Here is a 20001-nt window from a genome sequence, read left to right on the forward strand (position 1 = left end):
GCGTACTCGACCCCGGGGCGGCGACACGCATCCTGTGCGTGGTCCGATCCCGGGAGGCCAGTTCCCTACGCGACCCGGCCATGTGGATACGGCCAGAGGCGACGGGGAGGCCCTGACCCATCACTCTGGTGGAGCAGGGGCCCCGCACGCCGGCACCGCACCCGGCGTCCCAGATCGCACAGCCACGCCAACCCGGACGGCCCAGGGCACCGCAAGCCCGGAAGCCGACCATCACACGATCGAGCTACGCCTCCTCAGCCACCGGAACGCACTCACTCGCGTCCACCACCGCGAGCTGCGCCGTGTCCAGCCACGTAAGGAACAACGCGCCGACGGCGCCCGGTGCGTGGAACGGCGACGCGGACACGTACCCCATCGGACTCACATGGGCCGAGACGCCGCCGCCGAGGCCGAAGACCCGCGCCTTCACCATCGGGATCGTGCCGGACACCCCGGACCGCGCCATCTTGTGCCGGAGTTGGGCCGGGCAGGCGTTGGAGCCGACCGCGAGGACCGGGACGCGGTCCTCGTACACCCCACGTGTGAGCGGCAACAGCCGGTCCCCGTCGAGCAGTACGGACTCCTCGGGCCGGGCGCCCGGGTAGCTCAGCGGATGCTCGCGGGGTGCCTCGGCGAGGCCGAGGGCTTCGAGGTTGCGCGGGTTCGGGTGGTCGGCCACGGCTCAGTCCGCGGGCGGCAGTTCCCCCGAGCCGCGGGTGATCAGGCGGGTGGGGAGTTCGATGCGCTCCGGGGTGATGAGGGTGCCGTCCAGCTGGCGGAAGAGGCGCTCGGCGGCGGTGCGGCCGAGGGCGGCGGCGTCCTGGGCGACGACGGTGACGCCGGGCTGCAGGAGGTCGGCGAGCTCGATGTCGTCGAAGCCGACGAGGGCGACGGGACGGCCACGCTCGGCGATGACGCGGACGACCGTGACGGTGACGCGGTTGTTGCCGGCGAAGATCGCGGTGACGGGGGAGGGGCCGGAGAGCATGTCCTCGGCCGCCTTGCGCACCCGCTGCGGGTCGGTGACGCCCAGGGACATCCAGGCGTCCTCGACCGGTATGCCCACGTCCTCCATGGCCGCCCGGTAGCCGCGCAGGCGTTCGGCGGCGGTGTGGATGCGGGGCATGTCGCCGATGAAGCCGATCCGGCGGTGGCCGTGGGCGATCAGGTGGGCGACGCCGTCGCGGGCCCCGCCGAAGCTGTCGGACAGGACGACGTCGGCGTCGATCTGTCCCGCCGGGCGGTCCACGAACACCGTGGCGACGCCCGCCTTGATCTCGGGTTCGAGGTAGCGATGGTCGTCACCGGCCGGGATGATGACCAGCCCGTCCACCCGGCGCGCGCACAGGGCGAGGACCAGCTCCTGCTCGCGGTCCGGGTCCTCGGCGCTGGAGCCGTTGATGAGCAGGGCACCGTGGGCGCGGGCCACCTCTTCGACGGCGCGGCTGAGCGGGCCGTAGAAGGGGTCGGCGAGGTCCTCCAGGACGAGGCCGATGCTCGCGGTGCGGCCCTTGCGCAGCACCCGGGCGCTGTCGTTGCGGCGGAAGCCCAGCGCTTCGATGGCCTCCTGGACGCGGCGCTCGGTGTCCGGGGTGACTCCGGGCTCACTGTTGACGACCCGCGAGACCGTCTTGAGACCTACCCCGGCTCGTGCGGCCACGTCCTTCATGGTCGGACGGTTGCCGTAGCGGTTCTCGGGTCGGCGGGCGGTCTCTGCCACGATGCGCTGTCCTGTCCTGTCGTCCACGGTTCCCGTCGTCTGCATGTCCTGTTGTCCACGGGGATGCGTCGGTCCACGGGGTTGTATGAGGATGTGGCGTCGAGCATAGAGCCTGGACAACGTTGTCAGATGCGGGAGACACTGTCCACCGCATTCTCCGGCCTGCGTCCCCACCGCGAGACCGGTCTGCCCTTTTCGCCAGGTTCACCGGGAGAACTGACACTGATGCACACCGACCTCGTGGCCGCGCTCGACATCGGCGGCACCAAGATCGCCGGAGCACTGGTGGACGGCAACGGCCGCATCGTGCTGCGCGCGCAGCACGCGACGCCCGCGCAGGAGGACGGTGACACCGTGATGGGGGCCGTCGAGGAGGTGCTCGGCGAGCTGACCGGGTCGCCGCTGTGGGGCCGTGCGGGGGCCGTCGGGATCGGCAGCGCGGGTCCGGTGGACGCCTCCGCGGGCACGGTGAGCCCGGTGAACGTACCGGGCTGGCGCGACTACCCCCTCGTCGAGCGGGTCCGTGCCGTGACCGGGGACCTGCCCGTCGAACTGATCGGCGACGGGGTGGCCATCACGGCCGCCGAGCACTGGCAGGGCGCTGCCCGCGGCCACGACAACGCGCTGTGCATGGTGGTCTCGACGGGTGTCGGTGGCGGGCTGGTCCTGAACGGGCAGCTCCACCCTGGCCCCACGGGCAACGCGGGCCACATCGGACACATCAGCGTGGACCTGGACGGCGACTCCTGCCCCTGCGGTTCGCGTGGCTGCGTCGAGCGTATCGCGAGCGGTCCGAACATCGCGCGGCGGGCGCTGGAGGGCGGCTGGCGGCCGGGCCCCGACGGTGACACCTCGGCGGCCGCGGTGGCCGCCGCCGCCCGTGAGGGCGACCCGGTGGCCGTGGCCTCGTTCGAACGCGCGGCGAAGGCGCTGGCGGCGGGCATCGCGGCGACCGCGACTCTCGTCGAGATCGACATCGCCGTCATCGGCGGGGGCGTGGGCAAGGCCGGGGACGTGCTTTTCGAGCCACTGCGCAAGGCGCTGGCCGACTACGCCACCCTCTCCTTCGTACAGCGGCTGACCGTGGCACCCGCGCTCATGGGCACGGATGCCGGCCTGGTCGGCGCGGCGGCGGCCGCCCTCAGCAGGAAGCCGGGCGCGACAGCGGCCCGGGTCGGGGGCTGAGCGCCGCCCGAGCCGGCGGTCGGCCCATCGGGCCGGGGTTTGTAGGCGCGGTAGGCGCAGCCGCGGGTCGATGGCCTGAGCGTACGGGCCGGGTGGGGCGGCGAGGCCGACCGTACACAACAGTCCTGCGGCGAGCGCTCCGACCATTCTTCGGCGGGTTGTGCGGGTGCGAAGGTGACGCATCGTTACGTTCCTCTGAACTCGCGAAAGATGGGATGACTGCATGTCCGCGACAAGGGTGCGCGTTTGCGGTAGGACCTGTCCAACTCTGTTGGAGGAGAAGTGGTAACGGTTGTTCGATATCCCGTCAGAACCCTTGACGGGTCTCCGACATGGGAGTGAGATCCAAGCCTCGCGTTCGGTTGTGTTGGGTGGCACCCCGAGGAGGGGGACATGGCACAGTCATCGTTGAAGGGGATCGTCGTGCCCGAAGGTGCGGCAGGTCATCGGATGTCCCAGCGTGTATCCCGGCGAAATCTCTTGCATGGTGCGGCCGTCGGGACCGGTGCGCTCACGCTCCCCGCCCTGCTGTCCGCCTGCGGTAAGGGACCCGGCGGAAACAAGAACGAAGTCACCGTGGGGTCCAACGCCTCGGACCCGGTCCCCAAGAAGGCGTACGCGGCGGCCTTCTCGGCGTACGAGAAGAAGTCGGGCAAGAAGGTCAAGGTCAACACCAAGGACCACAACGACTTCCAGGAGAACATCAACCGCTATCTCCAGGGCACACCCGACGACGTCTTCATGTGGTTCGCGGGATATCGCATGCAGTACTTCGCGGAGAAGGGGCTCCTGCACGAGATCAGTGAGGTGTGGAGCGGCTTCACCGGCTTCTCGGACGCTCTGAAGGAGCAGTCCACCCACTCCGGCAAGCAGTACTTCGTGCCGTACTACTACTACCCCTGGGCCGTGTTCCACCGGAAGAGCCTCTTCCAGTCCAAGGGGTACCAACAGCCCAAGACCTGGGACGAGTTCATCGCGCTCGCCAAGCAGATGTCCAAGGACGGCACGCCCGTCGCCTTCTGCGACAAGGACGGCTGGCCCGCGATGGGCACCTTCGACTACATCAACATGCGCTTGAACGGATACGACTTCCACAAGTCCCTGATGGCCGGCACGGAGTCGTGGACCGACACCAAGGTCAAGAAGGTCTTCGACACCTGGCGCGAAGTCATGCCGTACTACCAGAAGGGCGCCCTCGGCCGGACCTGGGAGGAGGCCGGGCAGAGCCTGCAACAGCGCAAGACGGGCATGGCCGTCTTCGGAATGCCGCACCCGGGCACCCAGTTCCCGGAGAACGAACGCGACGACATCGACTTCTTCGCCTTCCCCGAGATCGACCCGCAGTACGCGCAGGACGCCGTGGAAGCGCCCATCGACGGATTCCTCGTCGCCAGGAAGTCGAAGAACCTCGACGGCGCCAAGGCCCTGCTGACATGGCTGGGCACACCCGCCGCCGAGGACACCTATCTCGCCCTCGACCCCAACAACGTGGCGGTCAACGACGGCGCCGACACCTCCAAGTACAGCGCCCTGCAGAAGAAATCGGCCCAGCTCGTCTCGGGTGCCAAGCAGATCTCGCAGTTCATGGACCGCGACACCCGTCCGGACTTCGCCTCGACCGTGATGATCAAGGCGATCCAGGACTTCATCGGCAGTCCGAAGGACGTCGACGGTCTCTGCAACAGCATCGAACGACAGAAGAAGACCCTCTTCTCGTCGCCCGTCGGCTGATCACTGGGGGAAGACGTTCCGTGGCGCTCAACATCCCACGGCGCGCCGGACGACGGCGGCTGCGGCGGTTCACCCGCCGTGACGCCGTCGTCCTCGGCGTGCTCCTCGGCATACCCGTCCTGCTCGACATCGTCATCGTCTGGGGCCCGACGCTCGCCTCCATCGGACTCTCCTTCACGTCCTGGGACGGCGTCGGTGACGTCCGCTGGGTCGGCGACGACAACTACAAGAACCTCTTCGAGAACTACCCGGCGTTCTGGCCCGCCGTCCGCCACAACGTCATGTGGCTGCTCTTCCTCGGCCTGATCGCCACCCCGTTCGGACTGTTCCTCGCGGTGCTCATCGACCGCGGAGTGCGCTTCAGCCGCTTCTACCAGTCCGTGATCTACATGCCGGTCGTGCTCTCGCTCGCCATCGTCGGCTTCATCGCCCAGCTGATCCTCGGCACCGACCAGGGCGTGGTCAACACGATCCTCAACAACCACGACAACCCTGTCGACTGGCTCGGCGACGCGCACCTCAACATCTGGATGATGATGATCGCGGCGAGCTGGCGGCACACGGGCTACGTCATGATCCTCTACCTCGCCGGACTCAAGTCCGTCGACCCGCAGCTGAAGGAAGCCGCCGCGATCGACGGCGCGAACGCCCGCCAGACCTTCTTCCGTGTCGTCTTCCCCACCCTGCGCCCCGTCAACGTCATCGTCGGCGTCATCACCGTCATCGAGGCGCTGCGCGCGTTCGACATCGTCTACGCGGTCAACAAGGGCCGCAACGGGCTGGAGCTGCTCTCCGTCCTGATCACCGACAACATCATCGGGGAAGCCAGCCGGATCGGATTCGGCTCCGCCATCGCGGTCGTCCTGCTCACCGTCTCCCTGGGGTTCATCGTGACGTTCCTGGTCCAAGAGCTGCGAGGTGCGCGCGAGCGATGACCGCCGACATCCGCACCGGCGCCCCCGTGCGCCCGGCTCCCGCTCCGGAAGAGACGCCCGCTCCCCGCCGTCGGCCGCGCCCCGGCCGCTTCGGCGTCCACATCTTCCTGATGGGCGTCTCGCTCGCCTTCCTCGCACCGCTCCTGCTCGCCGTCTACGCCTCGCTGCGCCCGTACGAGGAGACGGCGCAGAACGGCTACTTCTCCTTACCGAAGCATCTGTCCTTCGAGTACTACCGCCGCGCCTACAGCGAATCCGGCATGGGCAAGTACTTCACCAACACCCTGCTCATCGCCGTGCCCGCCGTACTCGTCACCCTCTTCCTCGCCTCCTTCGTCGCCTTCGCCGTGTCCCGGCTGAAGCTGCGCGGCGGCCTCGTCCTGCTGATGTTCTTCACCGCGGGCAACCTGCTGCCCCAGCAGGTCATCGTCACCCCGTTGTACGTCCTGTTCAACAAGATCCCGCTGCCCTGGTGGATGTCCGACTCGCTCACGATGTACGACTCCTACTGGGCCGTCATCATCGTCAACATCGGCTTCCAGCTGGGCTTCTGCGTCTTCGTGCTGGCCAATTTCATGCGGACGCTGCCGCAGGAGATCCTGGAGGCCGCCATCGTCGACGGCGCGGGCGTGTGGACCCAGTTCTGGCGCATCACCCTCCCGCTGTGCCGCCCCGCCCTCGCGGCTCTCGGCACCCTCGAGTTCACCTGGATCTACAACGACTTCCTCTGGGCCCTGATCTTCATCTCCAACCCCGACAAGCTGCCCATCACGTCGTCCCTCAACAACCTCCGCGGCCAGTTCTTCACGGACTACAATCTGCTGGCCGCCGGCTCGGTCCTGGTCGCCCTCCCCACGATCCTGGTCTTCCTCCTCCTGCAACGGCACTTCGTCGCGGGCCTGACGCTGGGTTCCACCAAGGGCTGATCGGTCGGGGCCGTGCAGCACGTCACCCGCCGCCGATGCCGTAGCCGGGAGTCGCGCCGATACCGTGTCCGGGAGTCGCGTGATCCACCCGTGACTCCTTGTCCGATTCGGAGTTGAACCGGGCATGAAGAAACGCAGCATGCTCGCCATCGCCTCCCTCGCCACCGGGTTCGTCGTCGCGGCGATCACCCCGTCCCACGCCCTCGACGGCGACGCCCTCCATGACCTGAACGTCAACGACACGCTCAGCACCGTCGACCACACGATCGGCAGCGACAGCCTGGCGGTGGACGACGCCGCGCTGGGCCAGAACGGCTGAGCGGGAAGGTTCGACAGCGCGGTGCCGGTGCCCAGGGGACGGGGGCACCGGCACCGCGTCGTCGGCTCCTTCATCAGCGGCTGGTTTCCGTGGCAGGGTGGAGCGGGCAAGCCACAGGGGGCCAACGGAAGAGGGGGAAACGTGATCGTCTGGATCAACGGTGCGTTCGGTGCGGGGAAGACCACCACCGCACGGGAACTGATCGACCTGATCCCGAACAGCACGCTCTTCGACCCCGAGGTCATCGGCGGCGAACTCGCGCACCTGCTGCCCGCCAAACGCCTCGCCGAGGTCGGCGACTTCCAGGACCTGCCGATCTGGCGGCGCCTGGTGGTGGACACCGCGGCCGCCATGCTCGCGGAGCTGGGCGGTGTGCTCGTGGTTCCCATGACCCTGCTGCGCCAGGAGTACCGCGACGAGATCTTCGGCGGCCTCGCCTCGCGCCGGATCGAGGTGCGCCATGTTCTCCTCGCTCCGGCGGAAACGATCCTGCGCGAGCGCATAGCCGGCCGGGAGATACCCGAGGGTCTGCCCGACGGCGAGATACGGGTGCGCCAGTGGTCCTACGACCACATCGAGCCCTACCGCGCCGCGCTCGCCGCCTGGCTCACCGCCGACGCCCACCCCGTCGACACCAGCGCCCTCACCCCGTACGACGCCGCGCTGCGGATCGCCGAGGCCGTGCGCACGGGTGACGCGTCCGCGTGCGACATCGTGCAGACCCCCGAACCCACCTCCGAGACCGTCGCCGCCGGCGTGCTCCTCTTCGACGAGCAGGACCGGGTGCTGCTCGTGGACCCCACGTACAAGGCGGGCTGGGAGTTTCCCGGCGGTGTCGTCGAAGCCGGGGAGGCTCCCGCGCGCGCGGGCATGCGTGAGGTCGCGGAGGAGACCGGCATACGGCTCGACGACGTACCCGGTCTGCTGGTCGTGGACTGGGAGCCGCCCGCACCCCCCGGTTACGGCGGTCTGCGCCTCCTCTTCGACGGCGGCCGCCTCGACTCCGCCGAGGCCCGCCGACTGCTGCTGCCCGGCCCCGAACTGCGCGCCTGGCGCTTCGTCACCGAGCAGGAGGCGGCGGACCTGCTGCCGCCCGTGCGCTACGAACGGCTGCGGTGGGCGCTGCGGGCGCGCGAGCGCGGGGCGGCGCTCTATCTGGAGGCAGGGATACCGCTCGGCTGACGTCGATGCCGGGGCACCCCTCGGCTGACATCGATGGTGAAGCCGTCCCAGTAGGCCACGGTTCCCTCCACATCGGCCAGTTTCTCGGGCAGCGGCTGTACCTCGTCGGGCAGCATCCGCCAGTGGTACATCAGCGGCAAGCCTTCGAACCGGTCGGCCGGCACCCCGTTCGTCGTCATGGTGTGCACGGCCACCTCGCGCCAGGCGCCGAATCCCGGCCCGCCGATGCCGTAGTGGCAGAACATCGGCAGACCGAACAGGTTCGCCGTGGATCGGAGGTTCTCCGGCAGCGTCTCCCGCTCGGTGAGCGGCACCCGCTTCACGAAGACGGGCGTCCCGTCGACGTCCAGCAGCGCCGATCTCCCCCCGATGCCCCGGCCGAGGGGTGTCGCGCCGGCGAGGAGCTCCGCCAGCTCGTGATCGCCGTACAGGGCGAGTGCGGTGGAGACGTCGCCGTACGTCCCGGCACGTAACGCGCTTGTCGCTTCAGGGCTGTTCACCGGGCCGAGCTACCGCCCCGGCGCGCGGAGAGGGCCCACGCCGTGTGGCGAGGACCCTCTCGGTCCGTGCTCCCGGCCGGGTGGTCAGCTCGCCGCGTACTTCTGGAGGAACAGCGCCTCCGTGACCGAAAGGCGCTCCAGCTCCTCAGGGGCCACGCTCTCGTTCACCGCGTGGATCTGCGCCTCCGGCTCGCTCAGGCCGATGAGGAGGATCTCCGCCTGCGGGTAGAGCGAGGCGAGGGTGTTGCACAGCGGGATGGAGCCGCCCTGGCCCGCGGACTGCATCTCCTGGCCCGGGTAGGCGACCGACATCGCCTCGGCCATCGCCGTGTACGCCGGGCTGGAGGTGTCGGCGCGGAACGGCTGGCCCTGGCCGATCTGCTCGGTGCTCACCCGAGCGCCCCACGGCGTGTGTGCCTCCAGGTGGGCCTGAAGGAGCTTGGTCGCCTCGGCCGCGTCCACGCCCGGCGGCACCCGCAGGCTGACCAGCGCGCGTGCGCCCGCCTGCACGGACGGGGTGGCGCCGACGACCGGCGGGCAGTCGATGCCGAGCACGGTGACGGCCGGACGCGCCCAGATACGGTCGGCGACCGTACCGGAGCCGATCAGTTCGACCCCGTCGAGCACCTTGGCGTCCTTGCGGAACGCCGCCTCCTCGTACTGCAGCCCCTCCCACCGCGCATCCCCGGTCAGCCCGTCGACCGTCGTCGAACCGTCCTTGGCGCGCAGCGAGTCCAGTACGCGGATCAGCGCGCCCAGCGCGTCGGGCGCCGCCCCGCCGAACTGGCCCGAGTGCAGGTTGCCTTCCATCGTGTCGATCCGGACGCGCACAAGGGTCATCCCGCGCAGGGTCGAGGTGACCGTGGGCAGGCCCAGCCGGAAGTTGCCGACGTCGCCGATGACGATGGTGTCGGCGGTCAGCAGCTCCGGGTGCTCCTCGGCGTACCGCTCCAGACCGCCCGTACCCTGCTCCTCCGAACCCTCGACGATCACCTTGACGCTCACCGGAACGCCACCGTTCGCCTTCAGCGCGCGCAGCGCGAGCAGGTGCATGATGAAGCCGCCCTTGCAGTCGGCGGCGCCGCGCCCGTACCAGCGGCCGTCGCGCTCCGTCAGCTCGAACGGCGGGGTGGTCCAGGCCGCTTCGTCCAGCGGCGGCTGCACGTCGTAGTGCGCGTACAGCAGCACGGTCTTGGCGCCCTTGGGCCCGGGCAGGAAGCCGTACACCGACTGCGTGCCGTCCGGGGTGTCGAGCAGCGCCACGTCCTGGAAACCCTCGGCGCGCAGCGCGTCGGCGACCCAGTTCGCGGCGCCCTCGCTCTCGCTCCTGGGGAACTGGTCGAAGTCCGCCACCGACTTGAAGGCCACCAGTTCGGTGAGCTCCGCCTGCGCCCTGGGCATGAGCGAGGCGACGGTCTCGGCGACCGGATTCGACGACATGGGCACGCTCCTTGTAGGTGCGACGTTGTACTTCTGTGTACAGGTGATCGGGTGGGCGTACACGCGTACTGGCGTTCAGGGCGCATACGCGCCCGATCCTCCCACAGCGGCCTGTGGCGATGCCCGCCGTAGGATGCTCGGGACAGGTGCGGCAGACGGCTGGACTGGGAGCAGTAGACCATCGTGAGCAGCGAGAACTCTTCGGCGGACGACGAACAGCGGGTGTGGGACGTCGTCGTGGTCGGCGCGGGGCCGGCAGGCGCGTCGGCCGCCTATGCGGCAGCGGTCGCGGGACGCAGTGTCCTGCTGCTGGAGAAGGCGGAGCTGCCCCGCTACAAGACGTGCGGCGGCGGCATCATCGGTCCCTCGCGCGATGCGCTGCCGCCCGGCTTCGAGCTGCCGCTCCGGGACCGGGTGAACGCGGTCACGTTCTCGCTCGACGGCAAGTTCACCCGCACCCGACGCTCCAGGCAGATGTTGTTCGGGCTGATCAACCGGCCCGAATTCGACCAGCAGCTCGTCGAACACGCGCAGAAGGCGGGCGCCGAGCTGCGTACGGGCGTCACGGTCTCCAGGGTCGAACAGCACGGGTCCGCCGTGCCCGACCGGCGCACCGTCGCCGTCGTCCTGCAGGGCGGCGAGACTGTGCTGGCGCGGGCGGTCGTCGGCGCGGACGGCAGCGCCAGCCGGATAGGGGCGCACGTCGGGGTCAAGCTCGACCAGGTCGACCTCGGCCTGGAGGCGGAGATCCCGGTACCGGAGACCGTCGCCGAGGACTGGCAGGGGCGGGTCCTGATCGACTGGGGTCCCATGCCGGGCAGTTACGGCTGGGTGTTCCCCAAGGGGGACACGCTCACCGTCGGCGTGATCTCCGCACGCGGCGAAGGCGCCGCCACCAAGCGGTACTTGGAGGACTTCATCGCCCGGCTGGGGCTCGCCGGGTTCGAGCCGAGCATCTCCTCCGGGCACCTGACGCGCTGCCGCGCCGACGACTCCCCGCTCTCGCGGGGCCGGGTGCTGGTGTGCGGCGACGCGGCGGGTCTGCTCGAACCCTGGACCCGCGAGGGCATCTCCTTCGCGCTGCGCTCCGGCCGGCTCGCGGGGGAGTGGGCGGTACGGATCGCCGAGGCGCACGACGCGGTGGACGCCCGGCGTCAGGCGCTCAACTACGCCTTCGCCATCAAGGCCGGGCTCGGCGTCGAGATGAGCGTCGGCAAGCGCATGCTGACTGCCTTCGAGCGCCGGCCGGGCGTGCTCCATGCGGTGATCACCAGCTTCCGGCCCGCCTGGAAGGCGTTCGCCGACATCACGCGCGGTGCGACCACGCTGGGCGAGCTCGTGCGCTCGCACCCGATGGCCGGGCGGGCCCTGAGCGCGCTCGACAAGCGACCTGCCGTGAGCGAGGAATCCGCGGTCGAGGGGTGACCCCCGGGGTGTTGGGGTGATCCAGGGGTCGTGGGGTGATCCAGGGTCCAGGGATGCCCCGCGTTCGACCGGTCTGTACTCGACGGGTCTGTGCTCGATCGCTCTGCGAGGACGCGTCGGTCAGCTCTTGACCGTGATCCGGAAGACCGGGTGGTCGGGGGCGATGCGACGCAGTTCCTCGGGGGACGAGTCGGGGCCGACGCCACCGAAGAACACACCGACCTCGGCCTTCCAGCGCTTGAGGTAGGCGCGCAGCAGCGGGACCTTGTCGTCGTCGACGATCTCGGTCGCGGTGAACACGTCCACCTTCTTGCCGAGGCGCAGCTCGCCGCCTCCCGCGACCCGCATGTTGTGCGTCCACTGGACGTGGCCGCGGGGGGCGACCAGGTACTGCTGCCCGTCCACGGTGAGCAGATTGACCGGGGTGGTACGCCACTCGCCGCTCTTGCGACCGCGGACGGCCAGCACCCGGGAGCCCCAGATGCTGATGCCGCGGCGGGTCATCCAGGCCACGGAGCGGTTGAAGACGTTGACCGTGAACCAGCCGGGCTTCTGAACGTGTGTGGACATGGTGACCCCCATCGATTCGCTTCAGAGAGCGTTGCTCTCTGAAGAGAGCGTTGCTCCGTTTTGTGAGCGCTGCTCTCGCTTGAGAGCAGTCTGCATGAGATCGGTGATCCAAAGCAAGAGCACTGCTCTCGTTTTTGTGCACCGATCTTGTTTGTGTGCAGTGCTCTGAATGCGTGGCACACTTCCCCGCATGAGTACCGCACGAGGGGCACGTGCCCGAGCCAGGATCGAGGTCACCGCGGCGATCAAGGACGAGGCGCGCAGACAGCTCGCCGCGGAGGGCGCCGCCAAGCTTTCGCTACGGGCCGTCGCCCGCGAGCTGGGCATGGTCTCCTCCGCGCTCTACCGCTACTTTCCCAGCCGTGACGACCTGCTGACCGCGCTCATCATCGACGCCTATGACTCCCTTGGTGAGAGTGCGGAGTCGGCGCACGCCGAAGTCGCGGGCGCGGGCGCCGGGCCGCGCGAGCGCTGGATTTCGGTGTGCTTGGCGGCGCGCCGCTGGGCGCTTGAACACCCGCACGAGTACGCGCTCATCTACGGCTCGCCCGTGCCTGGCTACACCGCGCCGGACACGACCATCCCGGCCGCCTCCCGCGTGGGGTTGCTCCTGGTCGGCATCGTGCGTGACGCGCACCGGGGCAAGGGGGTGGCCCGCACCCCGTTGCCGGCCGAGCTGAAGGCCGAGGCGCAGCGGATGGCCGCCGATCTCGCCCCCGACCTTCCCCCCGAGGTGATCGCGGCGCTCGTGGCCGCCTGGGCCCAGCTCTACGGACTGATCGGCTTCGAACTCTTCGGGCAGTTCAACCGGGTGGTGGAAGACCGCGAACCGTTCTTCCGGCACGCGGTGGACCAACTCGCGCACGGCGTGGGCCTGGTGTTTACCCAGTCGAACGGGACGGTCGGGTAGGGAAGGGATTTTGCGACGGAGTGACGTGACGGAGTGACGTGACCGAGTGACTGTGTGACGGCGGTGCGGGCGCCGTAGCCCCGTACGAAACGGAGTGGGCGTGCAGGGCGACCCGGACGAAGACGCGGCGGCCATCGAGACAGCGGTCGTCGCCCTGCGCCGCGCGCACAAGCAGCGCGCCCTCGCCCGGCTGTCGAAGCGGCGCGGTGAGCACATGGGCCGGGCCTCGACCACGTCCTGACGGAGCCGGCCACCCGCGGCTGGACCGACTCCGCCGCACGCCCCGCGGGCCCGGTCCTCTGTGATACTCCGTGGGGAGTACGTGTGATCACCTCGCCCGGCTGACGCCCTCGGCGGTTCGGGCCGTCTAGCGTGGCCGTCATGGAAGAGCAGCGAACCCCCAGGCCCCCGGCGTGGGACGGTGTGCCGCTGTGGTGGCGGCACGGGCCGCCGGGGTGGCACGGCTGGGGCGATGCGGAGTACGGCGGGCGCGGTGAGCGGTGGCCGTGGCGGTCCACCCTGCTGCTGACCGTCTTCGTGCTCGTCGGCTCCCAGCTCGCGGCGCACGCCCAGGACGGCGAACGCGCGCCCCTGGACTTCTTCGCGAGGGCGCTGCTGATCGTCGGCACGGGCCTGCTGCTGTGGCGGCAGCGGTACCCGGTGCTCGTCGCCTTCGGCACGGCCGCGGCCGCGTTGGTCTATCTGGGCGCCGGATATCCGTACGGGCCCGTCTTCGTGACCGTCGCCGTCGGCTGCTTCGGCGCGGTCGTCGCCGGGCACCGCAGGGCCGCCTGGACGGCCGTCGGCATGCTGTGGGCCGGCCATCTGCTGGTGGCCCACTGGCTCTACCGCTGGCTGCCACCGAAGGGGGACTCGCCCGCCTCCTGGAACCAGGAGCTCGGCATCGTCACCTGGGCCGTGGTGATCGTGGTGGTCTCGGAACTGGCCCGGGTGCGCCGTGAGCAGTGGGCCCGTGACCGTGCCGAGCGTGAACGGGCCGCCGCCCGCCGCGCCGCCGAGGAACGGCTGCGGATCGCCCGCGAACTGCACGACGTGCTCGCCCACAGCATCTCGGTGATCAACGTTCAGGCGGGCGTCGGCCTCGCGCTCCTCGACTCCGACCCGGAACAGGCGCGCACGGCGCTCACCACCATCAAGGAGGCCAGCAAGGAGGCGCTCGGCGAGGTACGGCAGGTGCTCGACACACTGCGTACGCCGGGGGAGGCGCCGCGTGCACCGGCGCCCGGGCTCGACCGGCTCCCGGAACTAGTCGACCAGGCGGCCGGGGCGGGCCTGACCGTCGACGTTCAGGGTGAGGCCCCGAAACTGCCGCCGGGTACCGACCTCGCCGCGTTCCGCATCGTCCAGGAGGCGCTCACCAATGTCGTACGGCATTCGGGGTCGCGGCACGCGCGCGTGCGGCTCGAGTCCGCGCAGGGCACGCTGCGGCTGCGGATCGACGACGACGGGCCCTCGACCGGCGCCGACGCGGGCGGCAGCGGCAACGGGCTGGCCGGGATGCGGGAGCGGGCCGTCGCCCTCGGTGGCACGATCGAGGCGGGCCCGCGTGACGACGGAGGCTTCCGGGTGCTGGCCGTGCTCCCACTGAAGGTCAAGGAGGACCGGTGAAGGTGAAGGGGAAAGGGAGGAGAGGAGCGGTGAAGGTGAGGGAGGTGTGGTGATCCGCGTACTGCTCGCCGACGACCAGTCGCTGGTCCGGGCCGGCTTCAAGGCGCTGCTCGGCGCACAGTCGGACCTCGAGGTGGCGGGCGAGGCGGCGGACGGCGACGAGGCGCTGCGCAAGGTGCGCGAACTGCGCCCCGATGTCGTCCTGATGGACATCCGCATGCCCTTGCTCGACGGCCTCGCCGCGACTCGCCGTATCACCTGCGACCCGAGCCTGCGGGATGTGAAGGTGGTCATGCTCACCACCTTCGAGCTCGACGAGTACGTTTTCGAGGCCATCCGTTCCGGCGCCTCCGGCTTCCTGGTCAAGGACACCGAGCCGGATGAACTGCTGCGCGCGGTACGGGCGGTGGTCGAGGGCGACGCGCTGCTGTCACCGGGGGTGACGCGCCGTCTGATCTCCGAGTTCGCGGCCCGCTCCAAGGAGCCCGCGGCCGCCGAGTCGCTCACCCAGCTCACCGAGCGGGAGCGGGAGGTGATGGCCCTCGTCGGTATCGGTCTGTCCAACGCCGAGATCGCGCGGCGCCTGGTCGTCAGCCCGCTCACCGCCAAGACTCACGTCAGCCGGACCATGGTGAAGCTCGGCGCCCGCGACCGGGCCCAACTGGTCGTGCTGGCCTACGAGTCGGGGTTGGTGCGGCCGGGGTGGCTCGGGTGAGCGCCGGCCGCGCGGCCGAAGCGGACGAGCACTGTGACCACGCGCACCGCGAAGAGCGCGACGGCCAGCAGCACCCCTGAGGTGATCAGGGTCTTTTTGACCAGGACCGGGAGATCGAAGAGCAGTGCGGGGCCGGACACGGCGCCCAGTACGACGGCCGCCACGAAGGCCGCGCTGAACACCGCGTACCCGATCTCGACCGTCATTGCGTCCCGCTGTGCCTGCGTGCGTCTCCCCATCCGTCGAGTGTCACGGCAGCGGGCCCGGCAGGCAAGGAGTTGCCTGCCGGGCGCGTCGAATTGAAGCCACGGGCGAGGGGAACCAGGGTCTGTCTTCAGGCGTGGTCACATCCGGGTTTTGGGCCCGTCGCTGTCGCTGTCGCTGTCGGCGTCGCCGTCGGGGAGCGTCAGATGGTGGTGGCCACCGGCGGCGATCTTGGCCGCCATCTCGGCGAGCTGCCGGCAGGCTCGCGCGATCTCCTTCTGGGTCTGATTGCGTTCGCTGACGGTTGCCCCGAGCAGTAGTGCGGTCAGCGAGGCAGAACCGTTGAACGCCTGCAGGGTGATCATGTTGGTGAGCAGGTCGTGACCGGCGAACGCGCCTGTTTTCTGGGCAGCGGCGATGATCGCAAAGGTCGACACGGCCAAGGCGCAGGGCGCGGCACCGGCCAGCTGGAAGCGGAAGGCCGCCCAGATCAGCAGCGGGAAGCCGAGGAACATGACGGGCGTGCTGCCCGTTTCGACGAAACCGACGCAGGCAGTGGCTGCCAGAAGCAGCAGTCCCTCCACCCAACGGGACGGCCGAGCGTGCTTCGGCCAGTGTGCCGAGCGGAGAACGAGCAGGACCGGCGTGACCACCAGAACACCCATCGCGTCGCCGGTCCACCAGACCGACCATGTCGGCCAGAAGTCGCCGACGCTCAGCACACCGGCGAGAACCAGTGTTCCGCTGCCTATCGTCGCGCTGACCAGCATTCCGGTGAACGCGCCGAGAAAGATCAGCGCCAGCGCGTCCCGCAAGCGGTCCAGTGCGTTATGGAATCCCGTACGACGGAGCAGTACGTACGAGCAGAGGGGCGCGAGGGTGTTTCCCGTGACGATCGCGAGCACGGCCGGTATCGATGGCCCGAGTGAGACGTTGACCAGGAGCGCGCCGAGTGCGATTCCGGGCCAGACGTGCGGGCCGCGGAGGAGCAGGCTCGCCAGGGCGATGCCGGTGGGTGGCCACAATGGGGTGACCTGGCCGCGCACCAGCTGCTGGAGCAGTCCCACCTGGGCGGAGCCGTAATACAGCGCCGCGACGGCGCAGATCTCCAGGGCAGCCAGACCACCGCACCGGACCCATGCATGCCGTGCGACAGCCATCGGGCGACCTCCGCATCGACATCGCCCCGATGTCCATCATCCGCCGGATCTCCCGGATCCTCCACGGCGCCGTTGAACTGAACGTTCGGTTGAACTGAACGTTCGGTGCTCGGTCACAGAGCAAGGTGTCGTCACGCGCCGCTGTCACCGCTGCGCGCGCTCGGGTCGGCCCGGCGTCGGGGATCAGACGTGCGGGGTGCGCAGGGCGAGGATGGCCATGTCGTCGTGACCGTCGCTGGGGTGGTGATCGGCCAGTGCCTGAACGAACTCTTGCAGGGGCAGAGCGGCATACGCGGTGGCGAGATCGGCGAGCTGATGCAGACTCTCGTCGATGGGGTGGTCGGGATGTTCGATCAGTCCGTCGGTGAAGAAGACCACGGTGGCGTCCGGGGGCAGGAAGCGCGAGTGGTCGGGGCGGGGCTGCTTGGGGTCGACCCCGAGTGGTAGCCCGGGTTCGGCGAACAGGTATTCCGCGCGGTGCCCAGGAGCGATCAGCAGGGGTGGGACATGGCCCGCGGTGCTCCAGCGGAGGCGCCAGCCCCCTCCCTCCGGTTCGAAACGCGCCAGGGCAGTCGTGGTGACGGGGTTGTTTGTGATGGCCTGCAGGGTGCGGTCGAGCCGGGCGAGGACCGCGCCGGGTGGATCGGCACGGTCGAACAGCAACGAGCGCAGCATGTTACGGGTGGAGGCCATGGCGGCCGCGGCCTGCAGATCGTGGCCGACCACGTCACCGATGACGACCGCCACGACGTTGTCGGGCAGCGGGATGGCGTCGTACCAGTCCCCGCCGAGTTGACTGGGTTCGGCGGCGGGCTGGTAGACGGCAGCGGCGGCGAACGGCCGCAGGTCGGGCAGTGTTGGCAACAGAAGCCGTTGGAACTGCTCGGCTCCGATGCGAACCCGTTCAAACAGGCGGACGTTTTCGATCGCGATGCCTGCTGCGCTGGCCAGGGCGATGACGACGTTCTCGTCGTGGACGTCGAAGGGCTGTCCGTCACGCCGCTCGGAGAGGTAGAGGTCACCGTAGATTTCGCCGCGGACGCTGATGGCGACGCCGAGCAAGGTACGCAGGTACGGGTGGCCGGGCGGGAAACCGGCGGATGACGGATGAGCTGAGATGCCGTCGACCCGCAGGGGTTCGGGGTGACGGATCAGGTGCCCGAGGACGCCCCGACCGCGGGGTAGGTCGGTCTCGGCCAGATCAGCACGTTCCTGTTCGGACAGGCCGACGGCGATGAACCGTTCCAGGTGATCTCCGGACTCGCTGAGTACGCCCAGTGCCCCGTAGCGGGTGCCGACCAAGTCCATGGCGGTGGTCACGATACGGTGCAGCACGGCAGGCAGCTCCACCTCCCGGCTGATGGCCACCACCGCATCGAGCAGGCCCTGCAGTCGGTCCATGGTGTTCAGCAGGCCGCGCAGTTGCTCGTCGATCCGGCCCAACTCGGCACGCAGCCGCACGTGCAGATCGGGGAGGTGTGGCTGCCCCGGTTGTTTCCCTTCGTTCTCTTCTGCCATCACGAGCGTCCGGTGGTCTGAAGCGCGCTCTCGACCACCTTCAGCCGGCAGCGATCGATGCCGATCAGGGTGAACGGGGTGAACGGGGCGCCGGCGGCCAGTGCGGTGGTCTTGCGCTCTTGTTTCTCGGCGAACGTGGGGAGCGGCTCGGCGGGATCGGTGTCGGCGGGTTCGCTGAACCGGGCCGACTGCCGCACCGCTGTCGTCGGGTCTGCCCGCCGGTGAGGATGGATCCGCTGGTACAGCTCCTCACGTGAGCGGTACATTCCGGCCTCCTGACACCGCCCTGATCAACCGAGACCACAGCGTGACACGGCCGGTCAGGGCAATCGGCCATTACTCCAGGAGCGGCATGCCCCATCCGGACAACCCGGGTGGTTCCCAAGGCGAGCGGGCGCCCGCGGCGGCATCGTCCTGTTCGGCGGGGTCGGGTCTGGGCGCGTCCTGAGTTGAGGGGTGCGGGACGACGGCTCCCGCTTGGTCGGCTGCGTCCCAGCGGGGTTGCGCAGGCGATCGGCAGCGCATCGGCCGGGCGGTTCCTCTGGGGCGTACCACCCGTGATACCCCTGGTCAGGGCCCCGGGCAACTTCTGACGGCAGGCAGGATCTGCTTACTGATCGCTCACGGTGGCCGCACGTTCCGGACGGGCCCACTCGCTCGGGCGCGGTCTGTCGACGAAGTGGGGCCCGGTCCGGCCGGTGGCGGTCACCACCTTCCGCGCGATGTCCGCCACACGCCGGCCGTCGGTCACCGCTCGCACGGTCCCCGCAGGGACTCTGTGGTCCAGGAGGCGTGCCCGACGAACACGGTCGTGCAGTTCCTTCTGCTGCCGCGGGCCGTGTTCCGGGCGCGCCAACCGTGTCGGACCGGCACCCCACCCCGGGCCCAGAACCCGGATGCGATCACGACTGAAGACAGGCCCTGGATCAGTCGCGGACCGGCACTCGCTCCTCCGCGTCCTGAGCGTCCTGAGCGTTCTCCGCGTCCTGCGTGAGCGGAGAGGTCATGCGGAAGACAGTACATGCACGCGCATTGAATGCAAGTGCATTTAATTCCGATGCAACAAAGTCGATTCTTTGCTACGGTGCGCCCATGGCGGCGAAGAAGGCCGAGCAGGTGCTCGTGGACCAGTGGCGCGACATCCTCGTGGTGCATGCCCGCACCCTGTGCGAGATCGACCGCGCATTGCATCAACACGGCCTGGGGGCGAGCGACTTCGAGGTGCTCGACGTGCTGGCCGACGGCGCCGCGCCCGACGGCGGCTGCTCGTACCGCGTCCAGGAGATCTCCGACCGCGTCCATCTGAGCCAGAGCGCCCTGTCCCGGCTGATCGCCCGCCTGGAGAAGGACGGTCTCGTGACCCGCGGCGTGTGCGCGGAGGATCGGCGGGGGGTGCGTGTGTCCCTCACCCCGAAAGGGCGCGTGTTGTACGGCGAGGCGTTGCCGGTGCAGCGCGCGGTGCTGACGCGGATGCTGGCGGGCGGCGCGGCCGACAACGACTGAACATCCGTTCGGTGGGTGGTGCTGTTCGGTGACCGGGTGGTGCGGTGATCCTTCTGTCGGTGGTCCGTGCCCGGCCGGGTGCGGCGGATCGCTGTGCCCTTGGCCAAGGTCTTCGCCACCGCACTGACCCACGAGGACGTCGACACCCGCCGCCGGGTCCGCCGTTTCCTCGGCTGGAGCACCGACGGGCACTGGATGCGGCCCGACCCGACGGCTGTTGTCGCGCACCGCGGGCAGTGAGAGGCCCCGGCTGGACGGGGGGGACCAGCCGGGGCCGTAAGTGGTGGCCGGCGGAGGGCGGTCGCCTCTCGGCGGAAGGCTCCACGGGGCTTCAGCCGGACGATCGTCCCCATGGGCCATAGGTGAGGCCCGGGGACACTGTCCCCTCCGCAGCCACGTACGAGTCAACGGTCGACCACCCCGGGGTGT

At 69.7% G+C, this 20001-nt stretch carries 21 protein-coding genes and 1 pseudogene; 13 read left to right on the top strand and 9 right to left on the bottom strand.

The genetic code is table 11. From position 1 onward, the window contains the following. Window positions 1-262 precede the first annotated feature (262 nt). A pseudogene (locus tag OG747_RS43035) lies at window positions 263-679 on the bottom strand (hypothetical protein); the annotation flags it as partial. A 3-nt stretch (window positions 680-682) separates the two neighbouring features. Further along, window positions 683-1765, bottom strand: coding sequence for a LacI family DNA-binding transcriptional regulator (locus OG747_RS43040; protein ID WP_405884768.1), 1083 nt, complete (start codon window positions 1763-1765; stop codon window positions 683-685). A 180-nt stretch (window positions 1766-1945) separates the two neighbouring features. Between OG747_RS43040 and OG747_RS43045 the strand changes: the two genes are divergently transcribed. From OG747_RS43045 to OG747_RS43070, 6 genes are all read left to right on the top strand, one after another. Beyond that, a complete protein-coding gene (locus OG747_RS43045) occupies window positions 1946-2905 on the top strand; it encodes an ROK family protein (protein WP_405884769.1) in 960 nt (319 codons plus the stop codon). A 450-nt stretch (window positions 2906-3355) separates the two neighbouring features. Further along, window positions 3356-4636 carry an ABC transporter substrate-binding protein gene (locus OG747_RS43050; protein WP_405884770.1) on the top strand — a complete coding sequence of 427 codons (1281 nt, stop codon included), beginning with the start codon at window positions 3356-3358 and terminating at the stop codon, window positions 4634-4636. 20 nt (window positions 4637-4656) lie between these two features. Continuing rightward, entirely contained in the window at window positions 4657-5571 is a 915-nt protein-coding gene (locus tag OG747_RS43055) for a carbohydrate ABC transporter permease (RefSeq protein ID WP_405884771.1), read from the top strand. Then, window positions 5568-6497, top strand: a complete 930-nt coding sequence (locus OG747_RS43060; protein ID WP_405884772.1) for a carbohydrate ABC transporter permease — start codon at window positions 5568-5570, stop codon at window positions 6495-6497. Before OG747_RS43055 ends, OG747_RS43060 begins: the two co-directional genes overlap by 4 nt. Window positions 6498-6621: 124 nt before the next feature. Further along, on the top strand, window positions 6622-6816 hold the full coding sequence (locus OG747_RS43065; protein WP_405884773.1) for a hypothetical protein: 195 nt from the start codon (window positions 6622-6624) through the stop codon (window positions 6814-6816). Between the two features lie 141 nt (window positions 6817-6957). Next, window positions 6958-7998 (top strand): NUDIX domain-containing protein, encoded by a 1041-nt coding sequence (locus OG747_RS43070; RefSeq protein ID WP_405884774.1) that lies wholly within the window; start codon window positions 6958-6960, stop codon window positions 7996-7998. On the opposite strand, the gene OG747_RS43075 is transcribed toward OG747_RS43070, so the two are convergent. Both OG747_RS43075 and OG747_RS43080 read right to left on the bottom strand, forming a co-directional pair. Further along, a complete protein-coding gene (locus OG747_RS43075) occupies window positions 7968-8498 on the bottom strand; it encodes a hypothetical protein (protein ID WP_405884775.1) in 531 nt (176 codons plus the stop codon). The genes OG747_RS43070 and OG747_RS43075 overlap by 31 nt on opposite strands. Before the next feature lie 84 nt (window positions 8499-8582). Continuing rightward, window positions 8583-9938: a dipeptidase gene (locus OG747_RS43080; protein WP_405884777.1), complete on the bottom strand. Its 1356-nt coding sequence runs from the start codon at window positions 9936-9938 to the stop codon at window positions 8583-8585. A gap of 183 nt (window positions 9939-10121) precedes the next feature. Here OG747_RS43080 and OG747_RS43085 point away from each other — a divergent pair, with 183 nt between their 5' ends. Next, on the top strand, window positions 10122-11363 hold the full coding sequence (locus OG747_RS43085; protein ID WP_405884779.1) for a geranylgeranyl reductase family protein: 1242 nt from the start codon (window positions 10122-10124) through the stop codon (window positions 11361-11363). 120 nt (window positions 11364-11483) lie between these two features. Here the strand turns inward: OG747_RS43085 and OG747_RS43090 are convergent, their stop codons facing one another. Then, window positions 11484-11933 (bottom strand): nitroreductase family deazaflavin-dependent oxidoreductase, encoded by a 450-nt coding sequence (locus OG747_RS43090; RefSeq protein ID WP_405884780.1) that lies wholly within the window; start codon window positions 11931-11933, stop codon window positions 11484-11486. A gap of 190 nt (window positions 11934-12123) precedes the next feature. Here OG747_RS43090 and OG747_RS43095 point away from each other — a divergent pair, with 190 nt between their 5' ends. The 4 genes from OG747_RS43095 to OG747_RS43110 all read left to right on the top strand — a co-directional run bounded on the left by OG747_RS43095 (window position 12124) and on the right by OG747_RS43110 (window position 15187). Then, a complete protein-coding gene (locus OG747_RS43095; protein WP_405884781.1) occupies window positions 12124-12843 on the top strand; it encodes a TetR/AcrR family transcriptional regulator in 720 nt (239 codons plus the stop codon). 100 nt (window positions 12844-12943) lie between these two features. Further along, window positions 12944-13084: a hypothetical protein gene (locus tag OG747_RS43100; protein WP_405884782.1), complete on the top strand. Its 141-nt coding sequence runs from the start codon at window positions 12944-12946 to the stop codon at window positions 13082-13084. A gap of 140 nt (window positions 13085-13224) precedes the next feature. Then, window positions 13225-14472, top strand: a complete 1248-nt coding sequence (locus tag OG747_RS43105) for a sensor histidine kinase (RefSeq protein WP_405884783.1) — start codon at window positions 13225-13227, stop codon at window positions 14470-14472. 49 nt (window positions 14473-14521) lie between these two features. Further along, window positions 14522-15187 carry a response regulator gene (locus tag OG747_RS43110; RefSeq protein WP_405885989.1) on the top strand — a complete coding sequence of 222 codons (666 nt, stop codon included), beginning with the start codon at window positions 14522-14524 and terminating at the stop codon, window positions 15185-15187. Here the strand turns inward: OG747_RS43110 and OG747_RS43115 are convergent. The 4 genes from OG747_RS43115 to OG747_RS43130 form a co-directional block, all read right to left on the bottom strand. Beyond that, a complete protein-coding gene (locus OG747_RS43115; protein ID WP_405884784.1) occupies window positions 15148-15426 on the bottom strand; it encodes a DUF6332 family protein in 279 nt (92 codons plus the stop codon). The genes OG747_RS43110 and OG747_RS43115 overlap by 40 nt on opposite strands. A 105-nt stretch (window positions 15427-15531) precedes the next feature. Then, on the bottom strand, window positions 15532-16551 hold the full coding sequence (locus tag OG747_RS43120; RefSeq protein ID WP_405884785.1) for an MASE1 domain-containing protein: 1020 nt from the start codon (window positions 16549-16551) through the stop codon (window positions 15532-15534). Between the two features lie 183 nt (window positions 16552-16734). Next, entirely contained in the window at window positions 16735-18069 is a 1335-nt protein-coding gene (locus OG747_RS43125) for a PP2C family protein-serine/threonine phosphatase (protein ID WP_405884786.1), read from the bottom strand. Next, the gene (locus OG747_RS43130) at window positions 18069-18335 is read right to left on the bottom strand and encodes a hypothetical protein (RefSeq protein ID WP_405884787.1); all 267 of its coding nucleotides are present in this window, start codon (window positions 18333-18335) and stop codon (window positions 18069-18071) included. The genes OG747_RS43125 and OG747_RS43130 overlap by 1 nt, the downstream gene beginning before the upstream one ends. A gap of 826 nt (window positions 18336-19161) precedes the next feature. Here OG747_RS43130 and OG747_RS43135 point away from each other — a divergent pair. Both OG747_RS43135 and OG747_RS43140 read left to right on the top strand, forming a co-directional pair. After that, window positions 19162-19572, top strand: a complete 411-nt coding sequence (locus OG747_RS43135; RefSeq protein ID WP_405884788.1) for a MarR family winged helix-turn-helix transcriptional regulator — start codon at window positions 19162-19164, stop codon at window positions 19570-19572. A 99-nt stretch (window positions 19573-19671) separates the two neighbouring features. Further along, window positions 19672-19812 carry a hypothetical protein gene (locus OG747_RS43140; protein WP_405884789.1) on the top strand — a complete coding sequence of 47 codons (141 nt, stop codon included), beginning with the start codon at window positions 19672-19674 and terminating at the stop codon, window positions 19810-19812. The last annotated feature ends 189 nt before the right edge of the window (window positions 19813-20001 follow it).

Origin of the sequence: Streptomyces sp. NBC_01384 (genome assembly GCF_045040035.1) — a bacterium.
Classification (GTDB): domain Bacteria; phylum Actinomycetota; class Actinomycetes; order Streptomycetales; family Streptomycetaceae; genus Streptomyces.